This window comes from Comamonas sp. BIGb0124 (assembly GCF_003752175.1).
Taxonomy (GTDB): Bacteria; Pseudomonadota; Gammaproteobacteria; order Burkholderiales; family Burkholderiaceae_C; genus Comamonas_F.
This window is the reverse complement of record NZ_RJVF01000016.1, coordinates 212,769-229,650: the sequence shown is the minus strand read 5'-3', so window position 1 is coordinate 229,650 and position 16,882 is coordinate 212,769. Positions and strand designations below refer to the sequence as shown.

14 protein-coding genes and 1 pseudogene are annotated in these 16,882 nt (G+C 66.0%); 10 read left to right on the top strand and 5 right to left on the bottom strand.

What is annotated here, in order from left to right; all coding sequences use genetic code 11:
* Window positions 1–193: 193 nt before the first annotated feature.
* Window positions 194–982: a type III pantothenate kinase gene (locus EC845_RS21990; protein WP_123300608.1), complete on the bottom strand. Its 789-nt coding sequence runs from the start codon at window positions 980–982 to the stop codon at window positions 194–196.
* A 97-nt stretch (window positions 983–1,079) separates the two neighbouring features.
* Window positions 1,080–1,520: a rhodanese-like domain-containing protein gene (locus tag EC845_RS21985; RefSeq protein WP_123300606.1), complete on the bottom strand. Its 441-nt coding sequence runs from the start codon at window positions 1,518–1,520 to the stop codon at window positions 1,080–1,082.
* 264 nt (window positions 1,521–1,784) lie between these two features.
* Between EC845_RS21985 and gorA the strand changes: the two genes are divergently transcribed.
* Both gorA and EC845_RS21975 read left to right on the top strand, forming a co-directional pair.
* A complete protein-coding gene (gorA, locus tag EC845_RS21980; protein ID WP_123300604.1) occupies window positions 1,785–3,191 on the top strand; it encodes a glutathione-disulfide reductase in 1,407 nt (468 codons plus the stop codon).
* Window positions 3,192–3,305: 114 nt separating this feature from the next.
* Window positions 3,306–4,802 (top strand): AMP nucleosidase, encoded by a 1,497-nt coding sequence (locus EC845_RS21975; RefSeq protein WP_123300602.1) that lies wholly within the window; start codon window positions 3,306–3,308, stop codon window positions 4,800–4,802.
* Between the two features lie 58 nt (window positions 4,803–4,860).
* Here EC845_RS21975 and EC845_RS22715 read toward each other — a convergent pair.
* A pseudogene (locus EC845_RS22715) lies at window positions 4,861–5,610 on the bottom strand (DNA methyltransferase); the annotation flags it as partial.
* A gap of 359 nt (window positions 5,611–5,969) precedes the next feature.
* Between EC845_RS22715 and EC845_RS21965 the strand changes: the two are divergent.
* A complete protein-coding gene (locus tag EC845_RS21965) occupies window positions 5,970–6,497 on the top strand; it encodes a transcriptional regulator (RefSeq protein WP_233598221.1) in 528 nt (175 codons plus the stop codon).
* Between the two features lie 206 nt (window positions 6,498–6,703).
* Window positions 6,704–6,928, top strand: a complete 225-nt coding sequence (locus tag EC845_RS21960; RefSeq protein WP_123300598.1) for a glycine zipper domain-containing protein — start codon at window positions 6,704–6,706, stop codon at window positions 6,926–6,928.
* Between the two features lie 36 nt (window positions 6,929–6,964).
* On the opposite strand, the gene purT is transcribed toward EC845_RS21960, so the two are convergent.
* Both purT and EC845_RS21950 read right to left on the bottom strand, forming a co-directional pair.
* Window positions 6,965–8,167 carry a formate-dependent phosphoribosylglycinamide formyltransferase gene (gene purT / locus EC845_RS21955; protein WP_123300596.1) on the bottom strand — a complete coding sequence of 401 codons (1,203 nt, stop codon included), beginning with the start codon at window positions 8,165–8,167 and terminating at the stop codon, window positions 6,965–6,967.
* Between the two features lie 109 nt (window positions 8,168–8,276).
* On the bottom strand, window positions 8,277–9,488 hold the full coding sequence (locus tag EC845_RS21950) for a M20 aminoacylase family protein (protein WP_123300594.1): 1,212 nt from the start codon (window positions 9,486–9,488) through the stop codon (window positions 8,277–8,279).
* A gap of 336 nt (window positions 9,489–9,824) precedes the next feature.
* Here EC845_RS21950 and EC845_RS21945 point away from each other — a divergent pair, with 336 nt between their 5' ends.
* The 6 genes from EC845_RS21945 (at window position 9,825) to EC845_RS22710 (ending at window position 16,839) form a co-directional block, all read left to right on the top strand.
* The gene (locus EC845_RS21945; protein ID WP_123300592.1) at window positions 9,825–10,919 is read left to right on the top strand and encodes a TRAP transporter substrate-binding protein; all 1,095 of its coding nucleotides are present in this window, start codon (window positions 9,825–9,827) and stop codon (window positions 10,917–10,919) included.
* A gap of 143 nt (window positions 10,920–11,062) precedes the next feature.
* Entirely contained in the window at window positions 11,063–11,695 is a 633-nt protein-coding gene (locus tag EC845_RS21940) for a TRAP transporter small permease subunit (protein WP_123300590.1), read from the top strand.
* A 5-nt stretch (window positions 11,696–11,700) separates the two neighbouring features.
* Window positions 11,701–13,440 carry a TRAP transporter large permease subunit gene (locus EC845_RS21935; RefSeq protein WP_123300588.1) on the top strand — a complete coding sequence of 580 codons (1,740 nt, stop codon included), beginning with the start codon at window positions 11,701–11,703 and terminating at the stop codon, window positions 13,438–13,440.
* Window positions 13,331–14,530, top strand: a complete 1,200-nt coding sequence (locus EC845_RS21930; RefSeq protein ID WP_370451371.1) for a 3-hydroxybutyryl-CoA dehydrogenase — start codon at window positions 13,331–13,333, stop codon at window positions 14,528–14,530. Before EC845_RS21935 ends, EC845_RS21930 begins: the two co-directional genes overlap by 110 nt.
* A 17-nt stretch (window positions 14,531–14,547) precedes the next feature.
* Window positions 14,548–15,876, top strand: coding sequence for a serine hydrolase (locus EC845_RS21925; RefSeq protein ID WP_123300586.1), 1,329 nt, complete (start codon window positions 14,548–14,550; stop codon window positions 15,874–15,876).
* Window positions 15,877–16,371: 495 nt separating this feature from the next.
* Window positions 16,372–16,839, top strand: coding sequence for an HU family DNA-binding protein (locus tag EC845_RS22710; RefSeq protein WP_123300645.1), 468 nt, complete (start codon window positions 16,372–16,374; stop codon window positions 16,837–16,839).
* The last annotated feature ends 43 nt before the right edge of the window (window positions 16,840–16,882 follow it).

The window sequence follows — 16,882 nt, the reverse complement described above, 5'->3', positions numbered from 1 at the left end:
AAGAGCAGCCTTGCGTTGAAGGGAGGCGAATTATGGCATGGAAAAACCGCGCTATCCCGATCGACGCCAATTATTTGAGGAAATGTGAGCAAGGCAAGGTCCTGGCTGCGGGACTGGGACCGGGCATTCCAGCCCTCCCTATATAGACAGTAGACAGAGGAGCGGCGCATCCGCCGAAACAAGCGCCCGGCGATCAGGATCCGGCAAGACCGAAGCGCTGCTGGGCGATCTCGAGCAGGCCGTCGAAGATCAGGCTTTCGACCAGCTCGAACTGTCCGCTCATGTGGGGCAACATCTTCCAGCCGGCACCGCCTGTCATATAGAGCAGGGGTTCGCACTGGCAAGTCGCGCGCAGGTGTTCGGTCATGCGATAGACGGCGCCCGCGATGGCATAGGTGCCCCCCGAAGTCAGCCCGTCGCTGGTGTTGGTGGGAAACGGCACCACTTCGCCGGTGGGAACACGCAACCCGGCGGTGCCGGATTCGAGGGCCCGCAGCATCATGCCGTGACCCGGCAGGATGAAGCCGCCCAGGAAGCGTCCTTGCGGATCGATGGCTTCGACGGTGACGGCCGTGCCGACCATGACCAGCACGACCGGCCGTGCCGGCGCGCCCTCGGCCACCGCGCGCAGCATGCGCCGATAGGCCCCCACCATGGCGACCCAGCGGTCGGAGCCCAGGCGGGTGGGATGGTCGTAGCCGTTGGTCAGGCCGGCCTCTTCGGTACTGGAATAGACCCAGGTCGGCTGGATGTCCCAGAGTTCGAGTTGCTCCTCGATGCGGTACCGCACGGCCTCGCCCGCGACGTTGCAGCCCAGCATCAGGCTGGGCGCAGGCAACGACTGCCATTCGTTCTCGGCCAGTTTGTCGATGTTTTCCAGAAACTGGGCGCCGTGCGCCAGCAGCGTGGCCCCCACACGGGGCGCATCGTACAAAGTCCACTTGAGACGGGTGTTGCCGATATCGATTGCCAGAAAAGTCATAACGAGGCCTCCTCGCCGCGATTATGGTCAAGTCCTGGCACCTGAATGGGGTTCCCGAGGGTTTCACGCCATGATGGCGTGAGGTCGTTCCGAAGGCTCAGGACTGTTCCCACGGCAGGCCACGTGCGCGCCAGCCGCCCAGCGTTCCGCGGTGCAGTTCGGCGTCGCGGTCGCCCTCGAAGCCTTCGAGGATGTTGTAGGCCTTCAGGCCCAGCTGGGTCGCGCGCTGGGCTGCGGCCACGGAGCGAACGCCGCTGCGGCAGAGCAGGACCACGGTTCCGCCCGGGGGCACACAGGCCTGCAGTTCTTCGTCGAACGACGTGTTGGGCGCCATGCCCGGCCACTGTTTCCAGGCCACGGCCTGGGCACCGGGCACGCTGCCCACCCAGGCGCGTTCGGCATCGCTGCGTACGTCGACCAGCACGGCCTGGCCGGCCTGCACCCATTGCCAGGCCAGCAGGGGGCTGATGTCGCCTTCGTAACCGGAGGCGGGACGTGGGCTGTCGTCGGAATTCGGGGTCGAGGAAGATTGCGTCATGCGCCTATTGTGCGCGCGCAAGCCAGGGTTCGCCACGCCACGCATCCCCCTGTTCGCCCCGAGGCTTCTGGTGCTGCATCGTTGCAATGCAAGTGCCTTTCCTACTCCTGCCAAGCCGGCAGGCCCATCGCAACACGCTATAAAGAGAGCATGACGACAGCCGGGCCATCCGGCCTCGCCTTTCCCGGGCGATGGCCACGCCCCGGTCGCACGTCCGGATGCCGTGCACTCCTTCCGCACGGCCCGCGCACAAGGAGCAGCCGCATGACAACCGACACCGGTTCCGACACTGATTTCCTCGACATGCTGGTCATCGGGGGCGGCAGCGGGGGTGTGCGGGCCGCCCGTCTGGCCGCCCTGCGGGGCAAACGGGTGGCCCTGGTCGAACAGGCCCACATGGGCGGCACATGCGTCAATGTCGGTTGCGTCCCCAAAAAACTGCTGCACTACGCGGCCTCGTATGCCCACGCATTCGACGAGGCACCTGGCTACGGCTGGCAGCTCCAAGGCCCCGTCGCCTTCGACTGGGCACACCTCCGGTCGGCACGCGCGCAGGAGATCGAGCGGCTGCGCGGCATCTACCGCCGCCGGCTGGAGGAAGCCGGCGTCCGGCTCGTCGCCGGCCATGCCCGTTTTGTGGATCCGCGCACGGTCGAGGTCGATGGACAACGGTTCCAGGCCCGCCACATCGTGATCGCCACGGGCAGCCGGCCACGCCGGCCGGATCTGCCGGGCGCCGAGCGGGGCGTGGACTCGGACGCCATGTTCACTTTGCCGGCCATTCCGCGCCAACTGGTCATCGTGGGCGGGGGCTACATCGCCTGCGAGATGGCGTCCATCTTCCAGGGCCTGGGAGCCGAGGTGACGCTGCTGGAGCGCAGCGGCCAGTTGCTCAAGGGCTTCGACACCGAAGCGGCACACCACCTGCGTGCCGAACTGAGCCGCCAGGGCATCCGTGTGGAACTGGACAGCAAGGTCGGCGCATTGCGGCCGGCAGACGACGGGCGCACCACCGTCGAATGGCAAGACAGTCACGGCCACGCCCACGGCACGCCGGCCGATACCGTCCTGCTGGCCACCGGGCGACAGCCCAACACCGAAGGCCTCGCCCTGCCGGAAGCGGGGATCGCGACCGACGAGAAGGGCCGCATCCCGGTCGACGCCGATCTGCGCACGCCGGCCGAAGGCGTCTATGCACTGGGCGACGTGGCCACGGCCAAGCCGCTCACGCCGGTGGCGATCGCCGAGGCCCAGCAACTCATCGACCACCTCTACGGCCCGGCGCATCGGCGTTCGCCACGCCGGGTGCATGACACGTACACCCCCACGGCCGTGTTCACGCACCCGTCGGTCGGCAGCATCGGGTACAGCGAAGAAAAGGCACGTCAGACCTTTGACGCCATCGACGTCTACCGCAGCGATTTCAAGGGACTCAAGCATGCACTGAGCGGCCAGGCCCCTTCGACGCTGGTCAAGCTGGTGGTCGACCGAGCCAGCGATCAGGTGGTCGGCCTGCATATCGTGTCGGAAGACGCGGCAGAGATCGTGCAGGGGTTTGCGGTCGCCATGAATGCGGGCGCCACCAAGGCCGATTTCGACGACACCGTGGGACTGCATCCCACGGTCGCGGAGGAACTCGTGTCGCTGCGCGAGCCCAGCCGCCAGTCCTGATGCGATCGGGCTTGCGCCGAACGAACTGACATACGCAACACATGAGCCGGAACGCACAATCGAATCGATTGGACCGAACCGCACGATCACGCAGCAACAACAACGAGGAAAACCATGGCAGCCCATACTCCCGATTTCATCGGCCCCGCCTCATTCACCGATCCCGACCTGGCGCTGGCCCAGGCGCAGCTGATCTACGACCGCGGCATCGCGCACCTGCGCCAGGCCTTGCAGCAGTTTGTCGCGGGTAGCCTGCAGGCCCGGCACGTCAGGGCGTTTTATCCCTTCGTGCGCATCCAGACCCGCACGGGTGCCCACGAAGCCTCGACGCTTTCGTTCGGGTTTGTGGCCGGACCGGGTGTGTTCGAAACCACGCTGACGCGTCCCGACCTGTTCGCCGCCTACTACCGCGAGCAGTTCCGCCTGCTGCTGCTCAACCACGGCAGCCAGGACAACGTGCGGCTGGAAATCGGCACCAGCACCCAACCCATCCCCGTGCATTTTTCGTTTGCCGACAACGACCACATCGAGGGCAGCCTGAGCGTGCAACGGCGCCAGCAGATGCGCGACGTGTTCGACCTGCCCGATCTGGCGGCCATGGACGACGGCATCGCCAACGGCACCTGGGCACCGCCGGCGGGCCATCCGGGGCCGCTGTCGCTGTTTCCGGCGCAACGGGTGGATTACTCGCTGCAGCGGCTGCGCCACTACACCGGCACGGCTCCCGAGCATTTCCAGAATTTCGTGCTGTTCACGAACTACCAGTTCTACATCGACGAGTTCGTGCGCCAGGGTCACGAGGCGATGGCCGATCCGGACAGCGAGTTCGTGGCATTCGTGGAGCCGGGCAATGTGGTGACGCGCCGCACCGGACTGCCCGCCGAGCCGCGCGACAGCCTGGGCACGGCGCCGCCCCGCCTGCCGCAGATGCCGGCCTACCACCTGATGCGGACCGACCACACGGGCATCACCATGGTCAACATCGGCGTGGGTCCGGCCAATGCCAAGACGATCACCGACCACATCGCCGTGCTGCGCCCGCACGCCTGGCTGATGCTGGGTCACTGCGCCGGCCTGCGCAATACGCAGGAACTGGGCGACTACGTGCTGGCTCATGCCTATGTGCGCGAAGACCATGTGCTCGACGAGGAACTGCCCCTGTGGGTGCCCATTCCGGCACTGGCTGAAATTCAGGTGGCGCTGGAACAAGCCGTGGCCGATGTGACGCAGTTGCCGCGCAGCGACCTCAAGCGGGTGCTGCGCACCGGCACCGTTGCCAGCACCGACAACCGCAACTGGGAACTGCTGCCCTACCCCGGACCGGAACAGCGTTTTTCGCAAAGCCGCGCGGTGGCACTGGACATGGAAAGCGCCACCATCGCCGCCAACGGCTTCCGTTTCCGTGTGCCCTACGGAACCTTGCTGTGCGTGAGCGACAAACCGCTGCACGGCGAGATCAAGCTGCCGGGGATGGCCAATCATTTCTACCGGGAGCGGGTGAACCAGCATCTGCGCATCGGCATCCGGGCGCTGGAGATCCTGCGCGAACAGGGCCCGGACAAACTGCACAGCCGCAAGCTGCGGAGTTTTGCAGAGGTCGCGTTCCAGTGAGGACCCGCGCTTCGCCATAGACAGCGCCCTGATCGGTCAGGCGCTGCCGGGCGATGCGGCAGGCGGCATCGCCGCAATCCACGCTGATCCACCGGCGGCCCAGCCGATCGGCCACGGCCGCCGTGGTGCCGGAGCCGCCGAACAGGTCGGCCACGAGCTGCCCTGGGTGGCTGGAGGCGGAGATGATGCGGGCCATCAGGTTCTCGTTCTTCTGGGTGTCGTAGCCCCGTTTCTCTTGCGAGAAGCTCATGAGCTGGATGGAGTCCATGCGATCGAGCGGCGAACAGTTCCAGGTGTCTTCGATCGGATACCCGGGGCCGCTCGGACGCTGGCCGTCGCGCCGCCGGTACTCGGATGGATAGGGGATGTACTGTTTGTTGAAGACCTGCGCCGGCCGGTGGCGAACGTAGTGGTAGATGGTGTCGTGGTTGCGGATCCAGTTGTTGGCAGCCGATTTGAAACCGGAGACCCAACCGATGCGCCAGACGATCTCGCGCTGGAAGTTGCCGCCGCCAAAGATGGCATCGAGCAGCACCTTGACGTAGTGGCCGGCCGAGGGGTCGAGATGCATGTAAAGCGATCCGCTGCGAGCCAGCAGGTCGTGCATGAGCACCAGTCGGGGTGCCAGCATGGCGAGGTAGTCGGCCAGCGACCGCCAGGTGTCGCGAAAGGCCGGCTGAGCGCGGGCGTCGCCCGGTTTGCGGGCGTGGTAACGGGCCTGGCTGGCAAAGGGGGGATCGGCGTAGATCAGGTCGACACGGCCGCGCCACGAGGGTCCGCCGTCGGGCCCGCCGAGCAAAGCGGCCATGGCTGGAAGGTTGTCGCCCTGGACCAGCGTGTTGGCCTGGAGGTCGATGCAGGCCCGCGCCGGCGGACTCTGGAATCGTAAAGGATCGTCAGGCGAATGCGGCGCCGAAAAGCTGTCGCGGGCAACCGGGAGCGGCCCCAGCACGGACCGCATGGCGAGCGCGTCGCGCAGTGCCTGCCGGGCTACCAGCCGGGCTTTGGCCAGGATTTCGGGCAGCAAGGCCAGCAGCGAAGTGTCCGGCGCGGAGGTTTTTGGGACGCTTGGAAGACGCATTGGCCATTGAATCACGCAACCGACAAGTGAAAGATATTTTCAACACAATGTTTAAACATTCGACGGGCCGAAATTAGTTTCAAGCCATGGATAACAAGCTCGAATTTGCCCAGCGATTGCGGGAGGCCATGGTGGCGGCGGGAATGGAGCCTCGGCCCAGCATCCTCCTCCAGCAGTTCAATGTTCACTACTGGGGACGCTCCGTGACCTTCCAGGCGGTCTCGCGCTGGCTGCGCGGAGAAGCCATTCCGGGGCAGGACAAACTGGTCGTGCTGGCCAGCCTTCTGCACATCGAACCCGAGGTGCTGCGTTTCGGCGAGGCCGTGCGCCGCAGCGTCCGCGAATCCCGGCAGCGCTGGGATCAGGGCGTCGGTTATCTGGAGCGCGAGACGTTCGATGCCTTCCTGCAATTGCCCCTGGCGCAACGCAAGGTGGTGCGCGAGGTGATCCTGACCTTTGCCAAGGCCCATGCACAGCAGGACAAGCCGGTGGCCAACATCGTCGACGTGCCCCCGCCGCCGGAGCCATCGGCGTCCCGGGCCATTGTCGTGATCCCGACGCCCGTTCAGTCCACGCGTCTGAAAACAAAACCGCGCGCTCGCAAGGGCCGCTGAAACACCGGATGCCTGCCGGATGCGCCGGGCCTGCAGAACGGCGGGATTGCAGGCCGGGACCGCCACCCCCGGTCCGCGTGGACCTGTCTTTCAGGCGCTCGCGCCGAAAGGCCCCCTGGCGCGCGGCAGCGTCCTACAGTTTGCAGGTGAACGATTTCGAGGCTTGATGTCCAATAGAGACACACATCCTTTTGATGAGGTTCACCATGAAAAAGACAGCCTTTCTTGCCAGTACAGCCGCAGCGGCGCTCATCGCCCTGACAGGTTGTGGCACCAATCCCAGCAGCCAGCAAATCGGTACCGGTGCAGGTGCCGTTCTGGGCGGCGTAGCCGGCAATGCCGTCTTCGGCGGTGCAGTCGGTACCGTCGGCGGCGCAGCAGCCGGTGCGCTGATCGGCAACGAAGTGGGTCGCCGTCAGGACAACCGCTGATCCTGGCGAGGATCTCGCTGCCCTCCTCCGGCGCGATCAGGGCAGACGCGGGGTGACCTTGGAAGCGGCCAGCTTGGCGTTGGCCAAGGCCACTTCGACGTCTTGATCGTGGGCGACGACGACGCCCATGCGTCGCTTGACGAAACTCTCGGGTTTGCCGAACAGGCGGATGTCGGTCCGTGGCACACGCAATGCCTCGTCCACGCCGTCGAACACCAGCCCGCTGCCCTCGAGACCGCCGTAGATCACGGCACTGGCACCGGGCGTGCGCAGGCCGGTGTCGACCGGCAGGCCGAGGATGGCACGGGCGTGCAGTTCGAACTCGCTCTGGTTCTGCGTGGCGAGCGTGACGAGGCCGGTGTCGTGCGGGCGCGGGCTGACCTCGCTGAACCACACCGAGTCGCCCTTGACGAACAATTCCACACCGAAGAGACCCTGTCCGCCGAGATCGCTCGTCACGGACTGGGCAATGTCACGGGCGCGCTGCAGCGCCAGCGGGCTCATGCGCTGGGGCTGCCAGCTTTCGACGTAATCGCCGGCGACCTGCTTGTGGCCGATCGGCTCGCAGAAGTGCGTTTCGGTCTGGCCGTCCGGTCCCTTGGCGCGCACCGTCAGCAGGGTGATCTCGTAGTCGAAATCGATGAAACCTTCGACGATGACCCGGCCCTTGCTGACGCGGCCGCCGGCCATGGCGTAGTCCCAGGCGGCCTGTACGTCGGCCGGTCCGTCGATCTTGCTCTGGCCCTTGCCTGAGCTGCTCATCACGGGCTTGACGACGCAGGGATAACCGATGCCGCCGTCGATGGCGGCCTGCAGTTCGTCCAGCGAATCGCAGAACCGGTAGGGGCTGGTGGCGAGGCCCAGCGTTTCTGCGGCCAGCCGGCGGATGCCTTCACGGTCCATGGTCAGGCGGGCGGCGCGTGCGGTCGGGATGACACGCACGGTACCGGCGGCCTCGAGCGACTCGAGCATGGGCGTGGCAATGGCCTCGATCTCGGGCACCACCAGATGAGGGCGCTCCTGCTCGATGAGGGCCCGGAGCTGCTCCGGATCGCTCATGGTGATGGTGCGCGCATGGTGCGCGACCTGCTGGCCCGGTGCGTTCTCGTAACGGTCGACGGCGATGGTCTCGACGCCCAGGCGCTGCAAGGCGATCAGCACTTCCTTGCCGAGTTCGCCGCTGCCCAGCAGCATGACTTTGGTGGCGTGGGCGGACAGGGGGGTTCCAAGTGTGGTCATGGGAAAGGAATGAGGGTCTGGAAGGCGGCGCCCCTGTGCAGGAAAGGCGCCGGATGCCGTATTTTCGCCGAAGACGGCCTCAACCGGCCCACCATGGGGTCCGGCCGGTTCAGCGGACGGACGGCAAGGGCCGGTCCAGCCAGCGCTCGGCCAGGCGGGACAGGAAACTCGCCCCCAGCGGCAGCAGGGCATCGTTGAAGTCGTAGCTGCCGTTGTGCACGTTGCAGGGACCGTCGCCGTGGCCGACGTCGCGGTGGCTGCCGTCGCCATTGCCGATGAAGCAGTAGCTGCCGGGCACGGCTTCGAGCATGAAGCTGAAATCCTCGGCGGCCATGATGGGGGCCTGGGCCACCACGCGCTCGGCGCCCAGCAACTCGACCAGCACCTCGCGCGCGAAGGCCGTCTCGTAGGCATGGTTGACGGTGGCCGGATAAAGGCGGTTGAACTGGAAGTCGCAGCGTGCGCCGTAGGCGGCGGCGGTGTACTCGGCCACCTCGCCCATGCGGCGTTCGATCATGTCGAGCGTCTCGCGGGTGTAGGCCCGCACGGTCCCGGTGAGCTCGCAGGTCTCGGGGATGATGTTGAAGGAGTCCCCGGCATGGATGGTGGTCACCGAGATGACGGCGGCTTCCAGCGGCTTGCGGTTGCGGCTGATGATGGTCTGGAAGGCCTGCATCATCTGGCTGGCCACGGCGATGGGATCGATGGCCAGATGGGGCATGGCGGCATGCCCGCCCTTGCCGCGGATGACGGCCTTGAATTCGGTGTTCGAGGCCAGGATGGGGCCGGGCGAGGCGGCCACCGTGCCTTCCGGAATCCCGGGCATGTTGTGCATGCCGAACACCGCTTCGACCGGAAACTTCTCGAACAGTCCGTCGCGGATCATGACCTGGCCGCCGCCGCCGAACTCTTCGGCCGGCTGGAAGATGACATGCACGAGGCCGTCGAAATTGCGGGTGGCGGCGAGGTACTGGGCAGCGCCCAGCAGCATGGTGGTGTGGCCGTCGTGGCCGCAGGCATGCATCTTTCCGGGGTGGCGGCTGGCATGCGCAAAGGTGTTGTGCTCGGCCATCGGCAAGGCGTCGATGTCGGCACGCAGGCCGATGGCGCGCGTCGACGATCCGAGCCGGCCGCGGATGGTCCCGACCACACCGGTCTTGCCCAGGCCGCGGTGGATGGGAATGCCCCACTGCGTGAGTTTGTCGGCGATGAGCCCGGAGGTCCGCACCTCTTCGAAACCCAGTTCGGGGTGGGCATGGAGGTCACGGCGGATGGCGGTCAGCACCGGGGCTTGATCGGCGATGGCAGGCAGGATGTTCATGGCAGGACAGGAATCGGTTCGTCAGGCGGCACGGGCCGGATGTGGCATCGGGCCACAGCCCGCATCATAGGCCGTGCACTCTTATCCCAGACAGGCAAGTCGCCCTGTCGGATGTGAGGCCGCGCAAGGGTAAGCACCGAGCACGCAAAGAGGGCGGGTCGGCATACGATTCGTGCAGGTACAACAGGTTACGAATCGACACGCCGTGGGCACTCGCAGCCCACTGGCCCAAGAGGAAACACGGAGGCGGCCAACCGGCCGCTCCGGTATCGGGCGGCCGGCCATCCGCAGGCAGCCTTCAACACGTGGCCGACAGGCCCATCACGGAGACACACTGTGCATCGTCGTTCCTTCCTCCAGAAAAGCTCGGTCGGCGCCGTCGCCGCCGGCGGCGCGGTACTCGCCGCTCCCGCCATCGCCCAAGAGTCCCCCACCATCAATTGGCGCCTGGCATCGAGTTTTCCGCGCAGCGCCGATGCGATCTACTCCGGCGGCGAGAACTTCGGCAAGTACCTGAACGAAGCCACGGGCGGCAAATTCAACATCCGTGTCTTCCCTGCCGGCGAAATCGTGCCGGCGCTGCAAGTGCTCGACGCCGTGCAGAACGGCACCGTGGAATGCGGCCACTCGGCGTCCTACTACTATTACGGCAAGGACCCCGCCCTGAGCTTCGATGCCGCCGTGCCCTTCGGCCTGAACACCCGGCAGATGAATGCCTGGATGCGCCATGGCGACGGTCTCAAGCTCACGCGCGAGCTCTTCAAGAAATACAACATCGTCAACTTCCCCTGCGGCTACACCGGCACGCAGATGGGCGGCTGGTTCCGCAACGAGATCAAGACCGTCGAAGACCTCAAGGGCCTGAAGTTCCGGGTCAGCGCCTTTGCGGGGGCCGTGCTCTCGCGCCTGGGCGTGGTGCCGCAACAGATCGCCGGCGGCGATATCTACCCCGCCCTTGAAAAAGGCACGATCGATGCGGCCGAATGGATCGGTCCGTACGACGACGAGAAACTGGGCTTCAACAAGGTGGCCCGCAATTACTACTTCCCCGGCTGGTGGGAAGGCACGCTGCAAGTCTCGGCCTACATCAACGCAGACGCCTACAACAAGCTGCCCAAGCATTACCAGGCTGCGCTTTCGCAGGCCTCGGCTGCGGCAACCAACGACATGATCGCCAAGTACGATGCCGAAAACCCGGCAGCGTTGCGCCGTCTGATTTCGCAAGGCGCGCAACTCAAGGCATTCCCAAAGCCGGTTCTCGACGCCTGCTACGCCGAAGCCAACAAGCTCTATGCCGAAATGAGCGCGGCCAGCCCCGAGTTCAAGAAGATCTACGACAGCATGGTCGCCTTCCGCGACAACGAACTGCCCTGGTTCCGCGTCGCCGAAGGCAGCTACGACAGCTACATGGGCACCACGATCAAACGCTGACTGCAGCAGCCTTCGCCCACACACCGCCGTCGCCCCACGCCATCCCCCGTCGATGCGTGGGGCGCCTGCACGTGGGCGGCCGTCGCACAGTCTCCTTCCATTCCTGAACGGCGCCCTCGCAAGCGCCCCTGCCTCAATTGATCATGAAAGCCCTCCTTGCCCTATCCCGGCTGATCGATGCCATCAACACGTGCATCGGCAGCCTCGTGACCTGGCTCACGCTGATCGTGGTGCTTATCAGTGCCGGCAACGCGGTGGTTCGCAAAGTGTTCCACAGCAGTTCCAATGCCTGGCTCGAACTGCAGTGGTACCTGTTCGGCGCGATCTTCCTGCTGGCGGCCGGCTATACGCTGCTGCGCAACGAGCACGTCCGCGTGGACATCCTCTCGTCCAGGCTCTCGCGCCGCACTCAGACGCTCATCGAGATCTTCGGTGTCCTGTTTTTCCTGATGCCCGCCTGCCTGCTCATCATGTGGCTGTCCTGGCCCGTCTTCATGGACGCCTGGGTCAACAACGAACAGTCGTCCAATACCGGCGGCCTGGTGCGCTGGCCGGTCAAGCTGCTGATCCCGGTGGGCTTTGCGCTGCTGGTGCTGGCGGGTGTCTCTCACCTCATCAAGTGCGTCGGTTTCCTGCTGGGCCAGTGCCCCGACCCGACCTCGAAGGATGACGGCCCGACCAGCGAGGAACTGCTGGCGCAGGAAATCGCGCGCGAAGCGCAGGCCCGCGAAGCCCAACTGCACACCCACAAGGCCGTGCGCGGTCAGGAGGGTTGAAGACCATGGAATTCCTTGCCTCCAATCTCGCCCCGATCATGTTCGCCACCCTGGTGGCGTTCCTGCTGCTGGGTTTCCCGGTCGCCTTTGCGCTGGCCGCCAACGGCATCCTGTATGCCCTGGTGGGCATCGAACTGGGACTGCTGTCGCCCGCACTCTTCCAGGCCCTGCCGCAGCGGGTCTTCGGCATCATCGCCAACGACACGCTGCTGGCCATTCCCTTCTTCACGCTGATGGGCCTGGTCCTCGAGCGATCGGGCATGGCCGAGGATCTGCTCGAGACCATCGGACAACTCTTCGGTTCGATCAAGGGCGGCCTGGCCATCGCCGTCGTGCTGGTGGGCGCCATGCTGGCGGCCACGACCGGCGTGGTCTCGGCTTCGGTCATCTCGATGGGGCTGATCTCGCTGCCCATCATGCTGCGCTACGGCTACGACCGCCGTCTTGCGTCGGGCATCATCGCGGCGTCCGGCACGCTGTCGCAGATCATCCCGCCCTCGCTGGTGCTCATCATCCTGGCCGATCAGCTCGGCCGATCGATCGGCGACATGTACCGCGGTGCCATCCTGCCGGGCTTCATCCTGGCCGGCGCCTACATCGTCTACGTGATCGTGATGACGCTGATCAAGCCCAACAGCGCACCCGCCCTGCCGCCGGAGGCCCGTGCCTTCCATGAACCCAACGGCACGCGCGGCGGCCGCTCGCTGCTGGTGCTGATGGTGTTGGCGGCCGTCAGCGCCTACCTCGTCGGCGACTGGATCGAGCCCGAGACGGCGCCCGTGGACGAGCGCATCGTTCTGACCATGCTGATCTGGGGCCTGACGGCGTTTGTCATCGCCATCGTCAACCGGATCTTCAAGCTGGGACTGCTCTCGCAACTGGCCGAGCGGGTCACGTTTGTGATGATTCCCCCGCTGGCGTTGATCTTCCTGGTGCTGGGCACGATCTTCATCGGCGTGGCCACGCCCACGGAGGGCGGGGCAATGGGTGCGGTCGGCGCGATCGTGATGGCGCTCATGCGACGTCGCCTGACGCTGTCGCTGCTCAAGCAGGCCATGGACACGACCACCAAGCTCTCGTGTTTTGTGGTGTTCATCCTGGTGGGCTCGACGGTGTTTGCGCTGACGTTCCGCGGCGTCAACGGCGACCTGTGGGTCGAGCATCTGCTGATCGACCTGCCAGGTGGCCAGTTGGGATTCCTGATCGTGGTCAGCATCCTGACCTTCGTGCTGGCCTTTTTCCTGGACTTCTTCGAACTGGCCTTCATCATCGTTCCGCTGCTCGGCCCCGTGGCCGACAAGATGGGCATCGATCTGATCTGGTTCGGCGTTCTGCTGGCGGTCAACATGCAGACCTCGTTCATGCACCCGCCCTTCGGCTTCGCCCTGTTCTACCTGCGTTCGGTGGCCCCCAAGAAGGACTACATCGACAAGGTCACCGGCAAACTCACTGCGGCAGTCAAGACCTCGCAGATCTACTGGGGCTCGGTGCCGTTCATCGTCATCCAACTGGCCATGGTGGCGGCCGTGATGGCCTTCCCCGGCCTGGTCATGCATTACAAGGGCGATACGGCCAATGCGCCAGCGGGTGTCATCGATATCAACGTCGCTCCGGACTACGGTGCGAGCGGCAGCGATGGCGCAGGCGGCTACGGCGCCGACATCTATGGCGGCGAACCGTCCTCCGACCCGACTCAGGGCGGCAGCGCCGCAGACGAAGAAGACCCGGGCAAGCTGTTCCGCTAGGCCGGCGCAAGCCGCAGGCGAGTCTCCCGGCATCGCCGACCGGGGAAAAAGCCGACCCTCGTGCAAGACCGCACCCGCATGGTGCCGGCACTGGACGGGGGTCGGCCGACTTCGCGACGCCAGGATCCGGCAGGCCGGACACACACGGCATCACGCCGCACATCCCATAATGCAGCAGAGCCAGCCGGCGGCCGCCGACTGCACCAGCCCATTCGAAAGGACTCGTTTCATGACCTCGACCGCATCCATCCAGACCGTCGGCATCATCGGCGCCGGCACCATGGGCAACGGCATCGCACAGGCCTGTGCCGCCGCCGGCCTGGATGTCGTGATGGTGGACATCTCCGAACAGGCCACGGCCAAGGGCCTGGCCTCGATCGCCGGCAGCTTCGACCGGCTGATCAAGAAGGACAAGCTCACCGAAGCCGACAAGACCGCGGCCCTGGCCCGCATTCGCACGGGCATCGACTACGCCCTGCTGGACACCGCGCAACTGGTGATCGAGGCCGCCACGGAAAACCTGGCGCTCAAGCTCAAGATCCTGCAGCAGGTCGACGAGCGGGTGGGGCCCGATGTCATCCTGGCTTCGAACACCTCGTCGATCTCGATCACCCGGCTGGCGGCGGCCACCGGCCGAGCCGATCGGTTCATCGGCATGCACTTCTTCAATCCGGTGCCGATGATGGCCCTGGTCGAGGTGATTCGCGGCCTGCAGACCAGCGACGCCACGCACGACGCCGTCCGATCGCTGGCCGAACGGGTGGGCAAGACGCCCATCAGCGTACGCAACGCACCGGGTTTCGTGGTCAACCGCATTCTGGTGCCGATGATCAACGAGGCCTTCTTTGTCCTGGCCGAAGGCGTGGCCACGGCCGAGGACATCGACGAAGGCATGAAGCTGGGCACCAACCAGCCGATCGGGCCGCTGGCCCTGGCCGATCTGATCGGTCTGGACGTCTGCCTGTCGGTGATGGAGGTGTACCTGGAGGAGTTCGGCGACAGCAAGTACCGTCCCTGCCCGCTGCTGCGGGAGTATGTGGCGGCGGGCCGCCTGGGCCGCAAGACCCGGCACGGCGTGTACAGCTACTGAGCACGGACCGGCACACCATGCAAACGACGCTGCAGGCATTGAGGGACGAGGTCGAGCAGGCGCTGGCCGGGCTGGGCGAACCCGAGGCCAGCACGCCGCAGGCGCTGGGCATGATGCAGGGTTTTCCGCCCCGGCCCGACGCGATGGTCCGCTTCGAACAGGACCGCATGCTGGCGGCGCCCTGGAACCGGTGGACGTTCTCGCACGTGCGGGAACTGATGCCCACGGCAGGCGTGTGGCGCGGCGGCGGCACGCCCAGCGCCCTGCCCGCGCAGCCGCAGACGGCGTCGTCCGGCCCTCGCGCAACCGGTGTGCTGCCCCGGTTGGATCTGGCCCAGGTGCGCTACACGGATCTGTTCGGCCGGCCGGCAGACTGTGCGCAGATGGTGCGGCAGGCCTATACCGACGGGCTGCTGGTGCTGCACCGCGGACACGTCGTGCACGAACAGTATGCGGGCGAGCTGCGGCCCGAACGGCAGCACCTGGCCATGTCGATCACCAAGTCCGTGTTCGGCATGGTGGTCGCGCAGCTGGCTCACGAAGGCGTGCTGTCGCTGACGGCCACGGCCGGCCATTACGTTCCCGAACTCGCGGGCAGCGCCTGGGAGGACGCCACGCTGCAGCACCTGCTGGACATGACGGTGGGCGTCGCCTATTCGGAGGACTACAACAATGCCGAAGCCGAGGTCTGGCGCCACGCGCTGGCCGGACGCATGCGCCCGCGTCCGCCCGGCTATGCAGGCCCGATGGGTTTCTATGCCTCGCTGCGCACCTTCCGCAAGCAGGGCGAGCATGGGGCCGCGTTCGAGTACAAGACGGTCAACAGCGAGGTGCTGGCCTGGGTGGCGGCCCGCGCGACCGGCATCCGCATGGCCGATCTCGTCAGCCAGAAACTGTGGCAGCCGCTGGGTGCCGAACACGATGCCTACGTGATGCTCGACGACCACGGCGCCGAAGCCGGCGGCGGCGGCCTGTGCACCAGCCTGCGTGATCTCGCCCGCTTCGGCGAGGCCATGCGCTGCGACGGGCATTTCGGCGGCAGGCAGGTCCTGGCACCGGAGGTGGTGGCCGAGGTCCGGCGCGGCGGCGATCGCCTGCTGTTCGCCAACAGTCCCGCCTACACGCTGATCGAAGGCGGTTCGTATCACAACCAGTGGTGGCTGACGCACAATGCGCACGGTGCCTTCATGGGACGCGGCATCTTCGGGCAGAACCTCTACATCGATCCCGCAGCCGAAATGGTGGTGGCCCGCTACGCCGCCCACCCGTTGGCAGCCAGCCGCTACACCGACCCCCTGACCCTGCCCGGCCTGCACGCCCTGGCGCTCGCACTGCGCGACGGCTGAGGCGGCCCGAGGGTCTGTCGATACAAAAACCCCTTGTTTTCCAGTGTCCGTGCATCGATCGACCGGTAGCCAGGGTTCATTTTTCAATGCTGGCAGGAACTTGCACGGCAATCCAACGAGGTGCGACTCAATTTACGGAGCACATCCTGAACGCGCCTTGCGCTTCACGCGGCGCTGCTCAGCGCCTAGAATGCAGCTTCGTGCAACCGTCGCCAGCCCCTGCATGCAGGCTCGGCTGGCCCGGCACGCTACACACAACGATACATTCAAAGTTTGGAACGATCCATGGCAACTGCTAAAAAGACCGTGACGGCGCCTGCCAAGGCTGCCGCTGCCAAGAAGGCCCCCGCAACCACGGCTGCACCGGCCAAGAAAACCGCCAAGGCTGCAGCACCCGCAGTTGCACCGGCAGCCGCTCCCAAGGCCGTGAAGGCTGCGGCTCCCGCCAAGGCAACCAAGGCTGCAGCGCCTGCCAAGGCAGCGGCACCCGCCAAGGTGGCCAAGCCTGCCAAGGCCGTCAAGGCCGCCGCAGCACCCGCTGCAGCACCCGCCGCCGTGAAGGCCGCCAAGCCGGTCAAGGCAGCCAAGGCTGCTGCACCCAAGGCCGCCGCTGCCAAGCCCGCAGCAGCCGCCAAGCCCGCCGCGCTCAAGCCCATCAAGAGCAGCTTCACCAAGGCCGCGCTCGTGAGCCACCTGGCCGCCCAGGCACAGGTCGAACCCAAGGCCGCCAAGGCCGTGTTCGCCGCCCTCGAAGAGACCATCGTGGCCTCGATCAACAAGAAGGGCGCCGGCTCGTTCACGCTGCCCGGCCTGCTCAAGATCGACGTGCAGAAGGTCGCGGCCAAGAAGAAGCGCTTCGGCAAGGATCCGTTCACGGGCCAGGAACGCTGGTTCGACGCCAAGCCTGCCGGCGTGCGCGTGAAGTCGCGTGTGCTCAAGAAACTCAAGGACGCAGCGGCCTGATCGCTGCGAGGCCTCGTGCCTCGCGCTCCTTGCGCAAGACGCC